Source organism: Acinetobacter sp. 24-47-67, assembly GCF_056779735.1.
This window is the reverse complement of record NZ_JBWYIK010000003.1, coordinates 126,290-143,101: the sequence shown is the minus strand read 5'-3', so window position 1 is coordinate 143,101 and position 16,812 is coordinate 126,290. Positions and strand designations below refer to the sequence as shown.

General features: G+C 38.5%; 16 protein-coding genes. 6 read left to right on the top strand and 10 right to left on the bottom strand.

Annotated features, from left to right (window positions below; all coding sequences use genetic code 11):
* Window positions 1-74: 74 nt before the first annotated feature.
* The 7 genes from lpxC to murG all read right to left on the bottom strand — a co-directional run bounded on the left by lpxC (window position 75) and on the right by murG (window position 8,171).
* Complete coding sequence (lpxC, locus tag AC1M9K_RS06260; protein WP_092766514.1) at window positions 75-977, bottom strand: UDP-3-O-acyl-N-acetylglucosamine deacetylase; 903 nt, start codon at window positions 975-977, stop codon at window positions 75-77.
* Between the two features lie 123 nt (window positions 978-1,100).
* Window positions 1,101-2,279, bottom strand: coding sequence for a cell division protein FtsZ (ftsZ, locus tag AC1M9K_RS06255; protein WP_035265829.1), 1,179 nt, complete (start codon window positions 2,277-2,279; stop codon window positions 1,101-1,103).
* Between the two features lie 163 nt (window positions 2,280-2,442).
* A complete protein-coding gene (ftsA, locus tag AC1M9K_RS06250) occupies window positions 2,443-3,705 on the bottom strand; it encodes a cell division protein FtsA (RefSeq protein WP_481588801.1) in 1,263 nt (420 codons plus the stop codon).
* Between the two features lie 61 nt (window positions 3,706-3,766).
* The gene (locus tag AC1M9K_RS06245) at window positions 3,767-4,621 is read right to left on the bottom strand and encodes a cell division protein FtsQ/DivIB (RefSeq protein WP_035265833.1); all 855 of its coding nucleotides are present in this window, start codon (window positions 4,619-4,621) and stop codon (window positions 3,767-3,769) included.
* A gap of 3 nt (window positions 4,622-4,624) precedes the next feature.
* Window positions 4,625-5,554 (bottom strand): D-alanine--D-alanine ligase, encoded by a 930-nt coding sequence (locus AC1M9K_RS06240; RefSeq protein WP_035265835.1) that lies wholly within the window; start codon window positions 5,552-5,554, stop codon window positions 4,625-4,627.
* Window positions 5,555-5,609: 55 nt separating this feature from the next.
* Window positions 5,610-7,058: a UDP-N-acetylmuramate--L-alanine ligase gene (murC, locus tag AC1M9K_RS06235; protein WP_180028490.1), complete on the bottom strand. Its 1,449-nt coding sequence runs from the start codon at window positions 7,056-7,058 to the stop codon at window positions 5,610-5,612.
* A gap of 15 nt (window positions 7,059-7,073) precedes the next feature.
* Window positions 7,074-8,171, bottom strand: coding sequence for an undecaprenyldiphospho-muramoylpentapeptide beta-N-acetylglucosaminyltransferase (gene murG, locus AC1M9K_RS06230; RefSeq protein ID WP_481588800.1), 1,098 nt, complete (start codon window positions 8,169-8,171; stop codon window positions 7,074-7,076).
* 393 nt (window positions 8,172-8,564) lie between these two features.
* On the opposite strand from murG, the gene AC1M9K_RS06225 reads away from it, so the two are divergent.
* Window positions 8,565-9,782, top strand: a complete 1,218-nt coding sequence (locus AC1M9K_RS06225; protein ID WP_180028491.1) for an MFS transporter — start codon at window positions 8,565-8,567, stop codon at window positions 9,780-9,782.
* Window positions 9,783-9,801: 19 nt separating this feature from the next.
* Here the strand turns inward: AC1M9K_RS06225 and gshB are convergent, their stop codons facing one another.
* From gshB to AC1M9K_RS06210, 3 genes are all read right to left on the bottom strand, one after another.
* Window positions 9,802-10,740 (bottom strand): glutathione synthase, encoded by a 939-nt coding sequence (gene gshB, locus AC1M9K_RS06220; protein WP_035270267.1) that lies wholly within the window; start codon window positions 10,738-10,740, stop codon window positions 9,802-9,804.
* A gap of 132 nt (window positions 10,741-10,872) precedes the next feature.
* Complete coding sequence (locus AC1M9K_RS06215; RefSeq protein WP_035270265.1) at window positions 10,873-11,766, bottom strand: LysO family transporter; 894 nt, start codon at window positions 11,764-11,766, stop codon at window positions 10,873-10,875.
* On the bottom strand, window positions 11,696-12,595 hold the full coding sequence (locus AC1M9K_RS06210; protein ID WP_481588799.1) for a 2OG-Fe dioxygenase family protein: 900 nt from the start codon (window positions 12,593-12,595) through the stop codon (window positions 11,696-11,698). The genes AC1M9K_RS06215 and AC1M9K_RS06210 overlap by 71 nt, the downstream gene beginning before the upstream one ends.
* Window positions 12,596-12,813: 218 nt before the next feature.
* Between AC1M9K_RS06210 and AC1M9K_RS06205 the strand changes: the two genes are divergently transcribed.
* The 5 genes from AC1M9K_RS06205 (at window position 12,814) to AC1M9K_RS06185 (ending at window position 16,772) form a co-directional block, all read left to right on the top strand.
* Complete coding sequence (locus tag AC1M9K_RS06205) at window positions 12,814-13,371, top strand: hypothetical protein (protein ID WP_481588798.1); 558 nt, start codon at window positions 12,814-12,816, stop codon at window positions 13,369-13,371.
* A gap of 141 nt (window positions 13,372-13,512) precedes the next feature.
* On the top strand, window positions 13,513-14,379 hold the full coding sequence (locus AC1M9K_RS06200) for a hypothetical protein (RefSeq protein ID WP_481588797.1): 867 nt from the start codon (window positions 13,513-13,515) through the stop codon (window positions 14,377-14,379).
* A gap of 249 nt (window positions 14,380-14,628) precedes the next feature.
* Entirely contained in the window at window positions 14,629-15,240 is a 612-nt protein-coding gene (locus AC1M9K_RS06195; protein WP_481588796.1) for an NAD(P)-dependent oxidoreductase, read from the top strand.
* A gap of 147 nt (window positions 15,241-15,387) precedes the next feature.
* On the top strand, window positions 15,388-16,011 hold the full coding sequence (locus AC1M9K_RS06190; protein ID WP_092766522.1) for a LysE family translocator: 624 nt from the start codon (window positions 15,388-15,390) through the stop codon (window positions 16,009-16,011).
* A gap of 437 nt (window positions 16,012-16,448) precedes the next feature.
* Window positions 16,449-16,772 carry a hypothetical protein gene (locus AC1M9K_RS06185; protein ID WP_228710161.1) on the top strand — a complete coding sequence of 108 codons (324 nt, stop codon included), beginning with the start codon at window positions 16,449-16,451 and terminating at the stop codon, window positions 16,770-16,772.
* Window positions 16,773-16,812 lie beyond the last annotated feature (40 nt).

Below are 16,812 nucleotides of genomic sequence, written 5' to 3'. Positions count from 1 at the left end.
ATTCACTATTTTAAAGGCAAATTAAGTCACACTTAACAATGTTACACTATAACATTTAACCTGAAGACAATGACTTAGATCACACTTACATATTGAATTGGACAAGACTTTTCGTCATCAAATGTTACAATTTCATAATTAGATGGATCACTCTGAACATTGCGAAGCAGTTGATTATTGAGTGCATGTCCAGATTTGTAACCATCAAACTTCGCAATAATTTGATGTCCGAGTAAATAAAGATCACCCACCGCATCCAATATTTTATGACGTACAAATTCATCAGCAAATCGTAAGCCTTCTTCGTTCACGACACCTGAATCATCAACACCAATTGCATTCTCTAAACTAGCACCCAAAGCTAAATTATTCGCCTTAAGATAATCCAAATCTTTCATAAAGCCGAAAGTACGTGCCTCACTGACTTCATAAACAAATGTTTCCGTTGAGAAATCAATACTGGCAGACTGATATTCTTTGGCAAAGGCTGGGTGATCGAAATCAATCGTAAAATTAAGTTGAAAACCATCATGCGGATTAAAAATAGCGCGCTTATCGTCAATTAATGCTTCTACAGGCTTTAATATTTTTATAAATTTTTTAGGCGCTTCTTGCTCCATCAACTCACCTTGCATGAGTAAATAGATAAATGGACCGGCGCTTCCATCCATAATTGGAACTTCTGAAGCTGATACTTCAATAATCAGATTATCAATACCAAGACCTGCAATCGCACTCATAATATGTTCGATAGTCCCAACTTTGGCATTTTCTTGTACCAAATTCGAACACATAAATGCTTCTTGAATCAGCATCGCATTAGCAGGAATATTTACAGGCGGATTTAAATCAATACGACGAAAAACAATACCCCCATCAGCTACATGTGGTACAAAGTTAATCATTACTTTTTGCCCACTGTGTAATCCGATACCACTCGCTTTCACGACTCGTTTCAGGGTGCGTTGTTTCAACATGTTTCTTCAATATTCATCTAAAATCTAGTATACGTTAGCACATTTAGCCATTGATAAAAATCAAAAAGGTGGCATAAGCGCCACCTTTTCTGTTTGATCATCGTAAACACATTATGTTACATGTTATTTACGCTGTTGATTTTTAAGATAATCTTGAATGCTCATTGGTGCAGATCGAGGCGCTGCAGAAGGCTCAGGGGCTACACTCTCTTGATTCTGACGTTTACTGATTGCTGGAACATCATCTTCATCCAAAGCAGCAGCTTGTCCACCAACTGATGGGTTTACACTCACTGGCGCACGGCGCTTCACTTCCGTTTCATTCGCATTACGAGTTAAACCTGTCGCAATCACAGTAACACGGATTTCATCACGCGCATCTGGATCAAATACTGTACCAAAGAAGACTTCACCTTCATCCAGATCAACAATTTGATTGACAACATCTGTGATAATTTCAGTTTCACGCAAGGTAACATCATTACCGCCAGTGATATTAATTAAAACACCCTTCGCGTTCATAATATTTACGTTGTCAAGCAACGGACTGCGAATCGCAAGACGCGCTGCATCTTCAGCACGATCTGGACCGCTACTCTTACCTTCACCCATCATCGCATAACCGCGTGTGCTCATCGCTGTTTTTAAATCGGCGAAGTCAAGGTTGATATGACCAGGACGCACAACTAAATCAAAGATACTTCGTACTGCGTTAAGCAAGACATCATCCGCTTTGCGATAAGCATCTTGCATCGAGATATCACCATAAACGCTAAGTAGGCGTTGGTTTGGAATGATAATCAATGAGTCAACATGCTTTTCAAGTTCTTCGATCCCTTTTTCAGCAGAACGTTGACGACGACGACCCTCGAAGTTAAATGGAGTGGTGACAACCCCAACCGTCAAAATACCCATTTCTTGTGCTATTTCAGCCACGACTGGTGCTGCACCAGTACCAGTACCACCACCCATGCCGGCAGTAACAAATACCATATCTGCACCTTCCAGATGCTGACGGATTAATTCGCGACTTTCTTCTGCTGCAATTTGACCGACATCAGGATTTGCTCCTGCACCTAGTCCACGCGTACTTTGTTGGCCCAATTGGATTTTGAATGGCGCATTCATACGATCCAAAGCTTGTTTATCTGTATTTGCACAAACAAATTTCACGCCTTTGATATCAGATTGCACCATGTGTTGTACGGCATTACCACCACCGCCACCAACACCAAACACAGTAAAACGGGCTTGACCGTTATTATCGGTTTGTTCATCTTCTAAAAATTCAAATGAAGCCATGACCTTAACTTTTCCTAATAAATTTGGCAGTCACTTAAGCCCGTATACTGCCTTGATCTTCAATAATAAAAATTTGTTTTTAGGATGCGTTGCAATCACATTCTTGTCAAGCACATGAAGTTGCTCTTACAAGTTGCAAACAATACTCCCTTAAAAACTAAACTTAAAAAATACCTTTCAATTTGTTATTAAACGCATTCCAACCATTCGCTATGCGCTCTAATAATGGACGCTTATTCACTTCTTCAGGTTGCTCAACCGATTCTTGTAAATCGCTTTGACTAAATAACAGCAGTCCTGTTGCGGTAGAATACATTGAACGTCTTAATGCAGGTAAATGTTGATCATCCGCATATACTTGTAGCGGAGGGTTGCCTAAATGAGCAGAAACACTCAACATACGACGTGATAATGTGATCATACCCTCAATCTGACATGCATCACCACTTAAAACTACACCGTGGTATAAACTTTGTAGCGCACCACGTTGTTGTAACTCATCACGCACCATAGAAAGAATTTCTTCGTAACGTGCAATAATAATCTCTGATAGCTCAATCCGACTGATCGCTTGAGGACCATCGATCGCTTCAAACTCGATCATATGTTCAGGTTTGACTTGCTGTAAATCAACACAACCGTAAAGCAATTTGAGTCGTTCAGCTTCTTCGGTCGTCGTTTGCAATACTGCGGCGATATCACGCGTTACATTTTCACCACCACGTTGAATGGTGTGTGCTAGCACTAAATGACCTTCAATATAAACTGCAATATTGGTTGTACCAGCCCCAATATCCAATAAGCATACACCATACTCTTTTTCATCTTTCAGCAATGCACCTTCAGCCGTTGCTAAACATGAAATCACCATCTTTTCGACAAAAATATTGGCGCCTTTCATTGCACGATCTAAATTTTGCATGGTGCTGATTGGTAGCATCATGAGTTGATAATGCGCCGTCATGCTATTTGCTGAAAGGTTAATTGGATTATGCACCCACTCAGGTGAATCATCCAACTCAAAACCCAATGGGACTGCACTTGCAAGATAATGATCAGAAGTTAAATGACTGGCTTTTGCCATTTCTAAAGCTTTAACCACTTCTGAAGTCGTAATGGTGCGTTCTGGATTAGAAATCGATGTCCGGCCTGTCGCATAAGCACTTTGCAGTTCTGTACTCGGGATCGATACCCATGCTGAATGCACACGACACTCCGCCATATCTTCTGCTTCTTGTACCGCATTCTTAATCGCAGAGATCACTTTTTCAAGGCTAACAATTTTTCCTTTGTTCATGCCTTTATTTCGCGCAGTCGCCATACCGATGACCTGGATATTATCCGGCGCATGCACTTTACCAATTAGAACTGAAACTTTATGTGTCCCAATGTCTATCGCAACAACTGAGGGAACAGCCTCATTCATGATTCACTACCATTTTCTTCATTGTTTATATCTGGCTTATGCCTATTTTTAAAGCCACGTATTATGGCTTTGCAACTCTTGAATCTGCAATGTTAATGTCATTAATGGTTACAACAAACTGACCATTTATAATCTTTGGTGGTGTCGCATTTTTCCATTGAATCGCCAAGCCATTACGGTAACGTAAGTCAATCGCTGAAACTCTTGGCCAAACCACTTTCAGATCTGCTTGAGATAAGTGACTCAATCGTTGCAGTTTGCTCATGGTCTGATCCTGATCCACAATAATACGTAAACCCGAATCGAACTGCATAAACCATGTCCGACGATCTGTTAAATATAGCTCTTTCAAACGCAGATTCACTGGACTAAACAGTTGATTAATTTCATGATAACGTCTCATCATGACTTTTGACTGATCTGACGGACCATGCATAAGTGGTAAATTTGCGTGATTTCTAGAATATGCCTCTGTATAGACCACACCCTGATCACTTAACAGACGTCCTGTTCCCCAACGTGCAATCGGATGTTTCGGAATAACACGAACCTTAATACCGTCTGGCCAAGCTCTAGAAATGACCACTCGATCTACCCAAGAAATCTCTAATGCCTTATCACGAATTTGCTCAAGATCAGCAGTAAAATAATTGCCTGTAATGGTAGGCATTAACTGCTGTTTCACTTGACTAATTTCAGGCTCGGCTTGTAGACCAACCACATCCAAAGATGCTACCTTTGCACTGGTCATGACGCTATATAAGCCATAAATCCCGACCAAAAGTACACAACATGCAAAAATAAGCATGACCCAACCACCCGCATTAATCATTTTCTCTTTGCGAGTCGGTGGTTTGTCATGAATCGATGTAATCGCCGCACGTTTGCGACGCATCGATGGAGGTAGTTGAGCCATAACTTAGTGTGATTCTTTCGCTAAGGTTTGCTCTAAAATAGCCAAACACAAATCTTCAAAACTATAACCTACTGCTTGAGCTGCTTTTGGTACCAATGAATGACTGGTCATGCCTGGAACAGTATTCACTTCTAGCAGCCAAAATTGACCTTGCTCGTCCTGCATAGCATCAATTCTACCCCAACCACTTGCCCCAACAGCTTGAAACGCTCGTAAGCAAAGCGCTTGTAAACTTTTTTCTTCAGCTTCACTCAAACCACAAGGGATACCATATTCAACATCATTACGTTGGTATTTAGCTTCATAATCATAAAAGGCTACATCAGCTGGAGGTTGTAAACGGATGACTGGTAATGGTTGTCCGTTTAAAAATGAAATCGTAAATTCACGACCTGTAATCCACTTCTCAGCCATGACCACGGCATCATGTTGAGTCGCTTTTTTAATTGCTTCAGCTAAATCCTCTGCTTTCTCAACCTTACTCATGCCCACACTCGAGCCTTCGTGCACGGGTTTGATAATCAGTGGTAATCCAAGCTCTGCAACGAGTGCTTGTGCATCAGTATCTTTAGAAACAATGCGGTATGGCGCTGTAGGAAGTTCAGAACCTTGCCAAATTTGCTTGGTCTTTACTTTATCCATTCCGATAGCCGACCCCTGCACACCAGTTCCAGTATATGGAATATTTAACCACTCTAATGCGCCTTGGATTTGACCATCTTCTCCACCACGACCATGTAACACAATAAATGCACGATCGTAATTTACCAGTTCAGTCACACTGCGTTCTTGAGGGTCAAAACCCTCTGCATTCACCCCTGAACGTACCAATGCTTCAAGTACAGCCTTACCACTATCTAATGACACCTCACGCTCTGCAGATTTACCACCAAGCAATACAGCAACTTTGCCGAATTTAGAAGCATTTGACACGTTTAGTTCCTTAAACTTATAAAATTTTCAATTTAGCCAAATCATCAAACGACGATTATTTTAAATAGAGCTGGTTCTGAGCAAGCTCAATTGAAATTGCTCCAACGTTACCCGCACCTTGAGTCAATAACAAGTCATTTGCTTGTAACACTTTTTGTATCACATTTGGCAAATTCCCTTCTACTGGATCAATCAAGATTGGTTCAACATCACCACGCAATCGGATACTTCTTGCCAATGAGCGACTATCTGCACCAACAATCGGCTTTTCACCTGCAGAATATACTTCTAATAGCAGTAATTGATCGACTTGTGACAAGACATCAACGAAATCATCAAAACAATCACGTGTACGGCTAAAACGGTGAGGTTGGAACATCATCACAAGTCTACGATCAGGATGACTTGCACGCGCAGCTTTAATCGTTGCTTCAACTTCTTTTGGATGGTGACCATAATCATCAACCAGTTTGACCGTTCCATCACCTAACTCAAATTCACCTTGAATTTGGAAACGACGCCCTACACCACTAAAACTTTCTAAAGCACGAGCGATTGCAGCATCAGATACACCTTCATCAGTTGCCACACCAATCGCAGCTAACGCATTAAGGATGTTATGCAAACCAGGCATATTAATGGTTAACTTGAGTGGCTCTTTGTTTTTACGAAGCACAGTAAAATGTGATTGCATCCCTTCTTGTACCACATCTACAGCACGAATATCGTTATCTTCGTTAAAACCATAAGTTAAAACAGGTCGACCAATACGTGGCATAATTTCACGAATATTTTGATCATCGCCACACACTACGGCTAAACCGTAGAACGGAAGCTTCTGCAAGAATTGAACAAAAGTATCTTTCAAAACATCGAAGCTACCACCATAAGTGTCCATATGATCAGCATCAATGTTGGTGACAATAGCGGCCATTGGTTCTAAATATAGGAATGAAGCATCAGATTCATCTGCTTCAGCTACAATATAACGACTCGCACCTAAAGCAGCATTTACTCCAGAGCGATTAAGCAAACCACCAATCACGTATGTCGGATCCATGTTTTCTTCAGCAAGCATACAGGTCACCAAACTTGTTGTTGTGGTTTTACCATGTGTACCTGCAACCGCAATACCATGACGGTAACGCATCAACTCGCCCAACATTTCCGCACGACGAACTACAGGGATACGTGTTTCAATCGCTGCTTTAATTTCTGGATTTTCTTGGTCAATCGCAGTCGATACAACCAATACATTCGCACCGTTAATATTATCAGCAGCGTGTCCGATATGAACTTTAATGCCATTTTCTTCAAGCTGTGCAGTGGTTTTAGAGGCTTTAATATCCGACCCTGAAACTTTATAGCCTTGGTTTTTTAAGACTTCCGCAATCCCGCACATTCCTGCACCACCAATACCCACAAAATGGATATGCTTGATACGGCGCATTTCAGGAATTTTAATCAGGTTTTTAGCTTTATCAGCTGGGTTCGTTGAAGACATAATTTTCTCTAAAACTTACAAATCTTGAATTAAACCAACCACACGCTGAGTTGCATCTGGTTGAGCTTGTTGACGTGCTTTAACAGCCATTTCCGTCAACAATGTACGGTTCATGAGTGGCAATAAAACTGCTTTTAATGAATCAGGAGTGAGTGTCGCTTGTGGACAAATTTTTGCAGCATTAATATCTGCTAGGAATTTGGCATTCGCGGTTTGGTGGTCATCTACTGCACTTGGCAAAGGTACAAATACGGCTGCAACACCCGCAGTAGCAATCTCAGTGACCGTCAGTGCACCAGCACGACAGATTACAAGATCGGCATTGGCATAGGCTTCCGCCATATTTTCAATAAACGGTTGAACTTCTACCTGTAAATGATCAGGAGCATCGACATAACGTGCCCGCGTGCTATCAGCATGATTTTGACCACACTGATGATAAACACTTAAAGGAACATCTAATTGTTTCAGTGCTTCGGGTACGCGCTCATTCAATGCTTGTGCGCCCAAGGAGCCGCCTACAATTAAAATACGAATAGGTTGATTGGCTTTTTCTCGCTCTTGATATCGCCAAGCAGGACTCAATATCGCAGAAATTTCCTTACGTACGGGATTACCTGTAGTCACGATTTTATGATTTTCTGGAAATGTTTTCGGGAATGCCTGACAGACCGTTTTAGCAACACGAGCCAATTGGGTATTGGTGAAACCCGCTACTGCATTTTGCTCATGAATGATGACAGGAATACCAAGAATACGCGCAGCCAAACCACCAGGACCTGCAACATAACCGCCAAAACCAGCGACTGCATCTACGTTTAATCGTTTCATATAGCGCATTGCGCTAAGCGTTGCTTTTAAAATTTTAAAAGGGGCTTGCAGCTTACGGACGATTCCATTGCCACGCACACCCTGAATATCAATTTGATAAATTGGAATTTGGTGATTTTTAAGCAAGCGGTTTTCCATACCTGAAGGCGTTGCCAACCATGACACTTCGACACCTTGCTGTTGTAATTCCTGAGCAACTGCTAGGGCAGGAAATACATGTCCACCTGTACCTGCAGCCATCATCATGACATGTTTAGGTTGTTTATGCTGAGCTTGTGTCACGGTCTAATTCTTCAAATCTAAGAGCTAACAGAAAATTTTATATAAGGCATCAATTGTAATCACAATCGTATATCCATGAAAGTTTATTTACTTTTTTTCACGGACCCTTTAATTGTTTTTTTCATATGATTTCAGAGTTTAAACTAGATTTATTATGAGTTGTGCCTTTTTTATGTATTTTACCATTCGATCTAGTTTATAACGGACCAAAATAATGATTAATGTGCACATTAATCATTAACACAGTATTAGTTCTATTCTTCCTTCGTATCTGCGCTACCGCCATATTGGATATAAACTTATGTCTAAATGGTATGAGGCAACAGTTCTATTTATGATATTGCTATATCTCATTGAGATTCAGCTCGCGAATAAAAGGATTTTTAAACGCAAATGTCAAAAATATCATCTTATGACATTTGGATTATTTTGGCAGGCTACCTTGCTGCAATTCATGTCGGTAAACTTTCTGCTGTTATTCCAATTCTTCAAAAAGATTTAAATCTAAGTTTCACCCAAGCAGGCCTATCCTTATCACTGGTTCAAGGTGCTGGAATGCTATTTGCCCTGTGTATTGGTGCTGTATCTGAGAAAATAGGACTCAAAAAATGCCTTATTTTTGCACTCATTCTATTGGGGATGAGTAGTTTTGCAGGCTTATGGATTGATCATAGTGTTAGCCTTTATTTTTTTCGATTTATGGAAGGTATTGGATTTCTCACCATTAGTCTTTGCGCTCCCGCAATTTTAAAACGCCTAAGCACGCCTGAAACCATGAATTTTAAAATGGGGTTATGGAGTTCTTATATGGGAGTTGGGGTTAGTCTTGCTATTTTGACCATCCCTGTATTACTCGAATGGCTCAGTTGGCAACACATTTGGGCATTATTTGGTGCCTTGTGTTGGCTGGTTGCCTTGATGATTTACCATTTTTTACGTTATGACGATAAGCAAACCACTGTAACGACAAAGGCACTGAGCACATCAACCTCCAACTCTTTTTTATCTATTGTTAAAGTCACCGTGACCCATCCACCCATTCTCTGTCTAGCCGTTATCTTTGCTTGCTATACCAGTCAATGGATCACACTCACAGGTTTTTTACCCAGTCTTTATGTCTCATTCAATATGGATTTAAAGCTTGCAGGAATTTTGGTGTCAATGGTTGTATTATCTAACTTAGGTGGAACCTTTGGCGCAGGCGTATTACTTCAAAAAGGCATAGCTCCTTTTAAATTACTTCAATTTAGTTTTTTAAGTCTAATTTTATGTAGCTGGGTTGTATTTTCACAACCCTATTGGTTGATTTTTGAGTTGCAATATTTGTGCGCTATTTTGTTTTCTTTTATCGGTGGCATTATTCCGACGACCGTCTTTGCCAATACGCTTAGATACGCACCACAGGTCAATGCAGCAGCATCCAGTATGGGCTTAGTGCTGCAAATTTCTGCATGTGCGCAGTTCCTTGTTCCCCCAGCAACAGCAGCTCTCGTTTCGTCTTCTCACCAGTGGTCCAATGCCGCATGGGTTACCGTAAGTCTTTCCACCCTAGGACTATTGACCAGCTATTATTTATTTAAAATATATACGCAAAAAAAAGAGCCTATTTAGGCTCTTTTTTGCAGATCAGCTAACGTCCAGCTTCCAAAACATCAAATAATGTATCTGCGATAGAAGTACCAAATTGTGCGTCTATTTCACGTATACACGTTGGACTAGTCACATTAATTTCTGTTACATAGTTTCCAATGACATCAAGACCAACAAATACCAGCCCCTTCTCACGCAAGAATGGTCCAACTTTAGCAGCAATCACCTTATCATTTTCAGTCAACGGACGTGCTTCACCACGCCCACCAGCAGCAAGGTTACCTCGCGTTTCACCATTTTGTGGGATACGCGCTAAACAATATGGAATTGGCTCACCATTGACCATCAGAATACGCTTATCTCCATCCACAATTTCAGGAATATAACGTTGCGCCATAATCGGTTGCTGACCCATTTGAGTCAACATTTCCAAAGTTGAACCGATATTTGCCCCTGCAGCGGTTAAACGGAAAATTCCCATACCGCCCATCCCATCTAGTGGTTTTACAATCACATCTTGATGTTCAGCAATAAACTCTCGGATTAAACTTTGCTGTGAAGTTACCAAAGTCGGAACCTGCAGTTCTGGAAATTGTGTAGCGAACAGCTTTTCGTTACAGTCTCGCAAACTTTGAGGTTTATTGATAATCCACGAACCTTCACGTTCCGCTTGTTCCAGAATATAAGTTGTATAAACAAAGTTCATATCAAAAGGTGGATCTTTACGCATGAGCACAACATCGTATGCAGCTAAAGATTCTTTCTGTTTTTCACCAAGTTCATAATAATGATTATAATCCTCAAACACTTTAAGTGGTGAGATCAAACCAAAAGCTTTGCCTTGATCGATATATAAATCTTCCTGAAGTGCATACCCTAACTCATGACCGCGACGTGCAGCAGCCCAAAGCATTGCCATGGTCGAATCTTTTTTGAGGTTTACATTTTCGATGGGATCCATCACCACAAGTACGCGCATGATCTGTTCTCTATTTTATCAATGAAGCGATTATAACGAAGTTTAGTGAACGATCTACTGATCTATCAAAGGATCAATTGTATAAATTGAGAGAAGCTCTTTCCTATTTCTGCTGAGCATTAGAATTTATATTCATATCAAACTACTAAAAAAAATAATAAAAAACGGCGCAATGAGCGTCAGGAAAAATCCACTGAGAATTGCAATTTGTACATCTAATGGTGAACAATTGTTTTTTACAAAGGGTAAAGTCGAGTCCATCGCCGTGGCACCACATACACCAATGATTGGCTTTGGATAACGCTGACCTAATAAATACAACAATGCAATCGCATAAAACTCTCGTACAAGATCTGTGATCAAAGCAAAAGTTCCCTGCTCAGGTCCTAAAACTTTAGCAACTAAAGGACCAGAAAGAGAGAACCAACCAAATCCACTCCCCATCACAACGAGTTCGACAAAAGATTGAGTCATGATATGACTCGTCAAATAAGCCGCAATAAATAGTGCAATGATTGAAAAAAATGGCACTTTAATATGATTCATAGTGAGGGCTTGAATTTTAATCGTAGACAAATCCACTCCGATTAAAAAAATCAACACATACAATAGTATCGCGCTTAACATTTCCCCTGATAAAGTCTTGGGTAATAGCCAATATAGCCCCATCCCGATCAACACCATTCCAATCGCAATCAAGCATTCGGTAATAGGTTTGAGCATATCCTTGAATGATTTTTGGTGCTCAGCCTTAAAGTGGCTACGATTAAATAAAAGTCCAAAGGTAATCACACTTAACACTGTAGAATAAATAAAAGCTTCAATTAATATTTTTGAACCAAGATCTTTATCAAACAAGACACTGCCAAATTGAAAGCCTATAGAGATGAGGAGCAACCACACCAAAAACGTAATTTGACCAACCAATATATTGCGAACTTGAACGTTTGCAGCTTTACCTATGCCCCAACCCAATATAAGAGAAATGAGAATAGGTAAAAGCGAAATTATTAAATTTTGAATCATATTTTTGCTTTGTAAGAGAGAAATCAATCAAAATCATCCAGCGCTCACCAGCCTCAGCATTTGTGCCTTGATCTATTTTTCTAATAGGTGATACATAATGTGAAACTGCTGGATCGTGTACAGCAAAACTTTCAGAAGCTTGTCTCAACGTAAATTTTTGATAAATATTATAATTATTTACCTCATCTAAACGCTTATTTCTTTCCTGAGGTGATGCAATAAAGTTTTCACCTCCTTCAATGTTATTGCTCCTATAAAACAAATGAGCAAATGTGAATGGCTCACCATCCTGATGAAAACAATTAGGCGAACTAATTCCTAGCTGATCGGCATGAGTTGAACGCAGTTTGACAAAATGGACACCCACGTAAATTGGCAGATAGGCATTTTCCAAACCAAAAGTAAGTTGATAATCATCTACAATCAAATCATTAAGATATTGCGTAGATTTAGCTTCTTGGCTCAACGCGTTAAAATAACGAATCGACTGATGCTCGGGATTGTTCCCTCCCTGATCATATCCAGATAACTCCTGCCCTATATTATCACGCACTGTCGGCAACCAAATAGGCTTAAGATCTTTTTCCCAAGGTAAAATTAAGGCATTTCCGTATCTTCTAAACCTTTGAGTATGTGTAGGTGCAAAAGGATCTTTTTCAAGTTTTTCAAACTCTTTAGCTAGTAATAGTTTAGAAAAATGATCCACCTCTATAGATTTATAATGTAGATACCCTTTTGCTTTGAAGGTATTCTTCAAATCAATTTCTTGATGTTTTATAGCAGTCAAATTGCTATACGATTCAGTATTAGCGTCTAATTGATCAAGCACAATTAATCCTTAAGAATAACTAAATAAATATCATAGTTACGCTAAAATTATTACGTTTTTATTAAGGTTTACTCACAAAATAATATTACTATTTCAAATTAAATTATTAAGAAAAATTACAAAATTATTGTTACAACTTCAAATACGAATTACATCAAACGTTAACATCGTTGAATAAAACTAACAGGACTTAATATTCCAACAATAGGTACAAGTCCATGATTAAAATAATTTCTACACTCTGTTTACTCACTATCAGTTCAGTTACTTTAGCAGCAGGCAATCCTACACGAGTCGGTGATGTACTCGGTCGAGACCTCAACGTTCCAATTGTTGGTGCATTAGGGCATACAGGTGTATATGTAAGTTCAAACAATATTGTTCAAGTCATGAACAAAACGGCATATGTAGATGTGATTGAATATGTCAGCTTAAGTGGATTTAAAACTACAAAATATTGGGGAGCAAAGGCCAAAACAAGTTTCGGATATAAATCTCCTTACTCATCTGCTGCTAATCAAATCACTGCGATTTCAAATCAGCAACGACCTCATGTCGCTTACACGCTGTATTCAGCAACACCGAACCCAGCTGTACAAGTCTGTTCACAATATAACTCCAACGGTGCTTGTAGCAAATATACATGGCAAAAGGGAACATTCCGATGTGACAGCTTTACGAAATGGCTCTACACTCAGACAGGTAATGGTAATCTAGGAGGAAGCACACCGCGTGGAACTTTCAACAGTAGCTTACTCACAATTACACGAGTGTAAATAAATCATTCCCATTATATTGCCTTCACATCTCTGATGTTGAAGGCAACGACAGCTTAATATTTTAATATTATGAATAAGAAAAATATTTTTTTGGTTATTTTGATCTTCGTGATCTGTGCAGTAATTTTATGGGTGTATTTGAAATCGACAGCAGATACGACTCAAAGTATATCAAATCAAAATAATAATACTTCAACGCTAAAAAGCAATGAAGATCGCGCGACTAGCTTGTCTGAAAATAGTGCAGATATGAAACTCAACACTAACCTACCCGTATGGGCAAAAAAGTTACTTCAACTGGATCAATCTGCTGCGAATCGAGAAGAAAAAATACATGATTTACTTCAGCTCCTTGAACAAAACCAGCATGATGAAAATGCAATAGAAGAAATCCTGACTCAACTTACTTCTCTCAATCCTTTAGAAGCAGCTGAACAAATTTTGCCATTTCTCACACATCAGAATCCTAAAATTCAAAGCTTAGCGATAGGTGCACTGAATAATGCGATGTTGCTGACTGATCGAGAACATGAACTCAAAAAATCCCTACCTGAAAATGATTTGATTCGACAGAAAATTAGTCACGCTTTAGAGCAACGTTTTCAGGATCCAACTTTAGATCCAAAGGTTAAACAAGTTCTTATTTCTAGCCTACCGCATACCGCATCTGTCCAAACTCAGCACAATCTTGTACAAGAACTTCTTCAACAAAATTCTATCTCACCAAACGAAGCACAATTTCTTTCTCAATATCTGCTAAATGGTCAGGGAAATAATACGACTTTAGAACAACTTACGCATAAAAATCCGAAGATGATTGAAGACATTATTGCGAATTTAAATAATCAAATTGTCGACCAACCAGCTATTGTTGAAGTTCTGAATAATGATCAAAAAAAGCAACTATATAATTTTATCTTACAGCATCCACCAAGCTCGAAAGATGAAAGCTATGGATATAAAAATGATATATGGCGATTTTCTTTAAACCAACTTCAACAATAAATAAAAGTTAGACTGGTTTTATATGAATATTTTTCAAGCTTATAATTACATAAAATTTACATTTAAAATAATTAAATAACTTCTCACTCCTATTTTAACTATAAATCAACATAGATTTAATACATTAATCTTTTTATTTTAAGCTAAATTAATATTACATTTTAATCATTCATGATTTTATTTTTTTAATCGTGATGACTAAATATTTAGCACTCCAATAATCATAGTTATAAATTTAATGAGGGCATTATGAAAATAGTTTTAATTGGTGCAACAGGCATGGCAGGTTCTCGTATTCTTGAAGAGCTTGTTTCACGTGGACACTACGTCAAAGCGATTGCGCGTAATACAAGCAAAGTTTCAGATACAGAGCGTGTTTTAACTGTAGATTTAGATTTAAATGATCAAGAAGCACTTGTAAATGAGCTGAAAGGTCAAGATGCTGTAATTAGTGCAGTACGTTTCCAAGGTCTTGATATCAATTCACTTCTTAATGCTATTCGTGAATCAAAAGTTAAACGTTATATTGCTGTTGGTGGCGCTGGCGGTTTAACTGTACCAAATCAAAATGTGCGTGTAATCGATACAGAAGACTTCCCTGATGCATATAAAGCTGAGGCGGAAGCAGGTATTCAGTTCTTTGATAAGTTAAAACAAGTGGACGACATTGACTGGACCTTTATTGCTCCTGCAGCGGAATTCGGTCCTGGTAAGCGAACTGGTGAATATCGCTCTGGTAAAGATGAACTTATCGTTGGTGAAGAAGGCAGTAAAATCTCTGCAGAAGATTTCGCAGTAGCGCTCAGTGATGAGCTTGAAAATAATAACCATATTCAAGAGCGCTTTAGCGTAGGTTATTAATATTCAATGATATTATTAAAAAAGGAAGCTTAGGCTTCCTTTTTTATTATTTATTTCGCTCTATGAGATATTTTAAATAAATGAGATGAATGAAATCTAAAGAGGTTATAATATTTATATAAATAAAATTTAAAAAGTAGTATTTTCATGAATTATCTTGAGTATTTTTTATATATTTTCACTGTCATTATTATGATTGCCACTCCAGGCCCTGTTATGATTTTGGTGGCCAGTGCAGGTGCAAAAGGTGGTTATCGAAAAGCATTACAAACCATTTTAGGCACTAATGTCGCCTCACTATGTTTAATTGCGCTTTCAATTCTTGCACTTAAGGGTGTTCTTCATTTTAATGAGCATATTTTCAACATCATCAAAGTCCTAGGATGTCTTTATATTGGCTATTTAGGTTTTGAAATTCTTAGAGAAACTTTTCAGCACAATCAAACTGCCTCTTCAAAGATCAAGCCGATGGATAGCGGTTTTTCCAAAGGGTTTTTAGTTGGAATTTCCAATCCAAAAGATATTATTTTCTTCACTGCTTTTTTTCCGCAGTTTATTCAAATTACACCAAATATAGATTTAAGTTTGTCGCTGTTAATCATCACATGGATTCTTCTAGATTTTGTCGTACTATCTTTGGTCTATTTAGGTTTTAACGCTATTTCTCAACAACGTATTTATTCAAAAATCTTAGCCTTGTGTGGCGCGATCCTCATGACCATCGCTGGGTATGGGATATTCAGCACAGCGCTCTTTTATGAGTCTCTTTAACTTATTTAAACTACAATTTATTCCCGGGGTTTCTAATGATGCAACCCGCCATGATCGTCTTTTATTCAGAAGATAAAAATCATTGATTAGATGATTCTTGCCTGCGATCAGGTTATACATTTGATATACCCCACCGTAGCAAAATCGTCCTTGAGTGATGAGGTAACAAGAACTGAATGAAAAGTTGGGCATAACGTAAAAATGTAATTTGTGTGATGCAGATAAGAATTTCGCATAAGGTGTATTATGTTAATTTTAGAGAAACTACTAAATTATATTGAGTTGTAAATAGTTGAAATTCCGTTAAGATATTTTGGATTAAATTCTATTCCTAGATAGCATTCGTGTTGACTCTTCTCTCCAAAAAACTTTGGTTTTGTTTTCTTATGGTTTTTGCCATAGGATGGAGTAGTGTGTCTGTTGCATCAGTAAAGATAATGCATATCAATATGCAAACTGAAATGAGCCAAGATCATTGTTTAGATCAAGCACAGCAAGTCACTCAACATGGTATTAATCACGAAGTACAAACGAATACCGATTGCCATAATCATTTAGCTATTAATCAGAATATAGATCACAAAAAGTGTCAGGAATGTTCTAGCTTATCCTGCCAGACACAGATCTCATGTCTTCATTCTTTGCAAAGCTCGCTAGATCCCCTAGATACCTTCTATTCTATAGATCAGCCTAATTTTTATTACCTCAACCAATATCTAAATGGGTATTGGCAAGAAATTTCACGTCCTCCTAAAACTTAACCAATTTTTTTAAAATTTATTTATTTTTCAAAAATTAAGG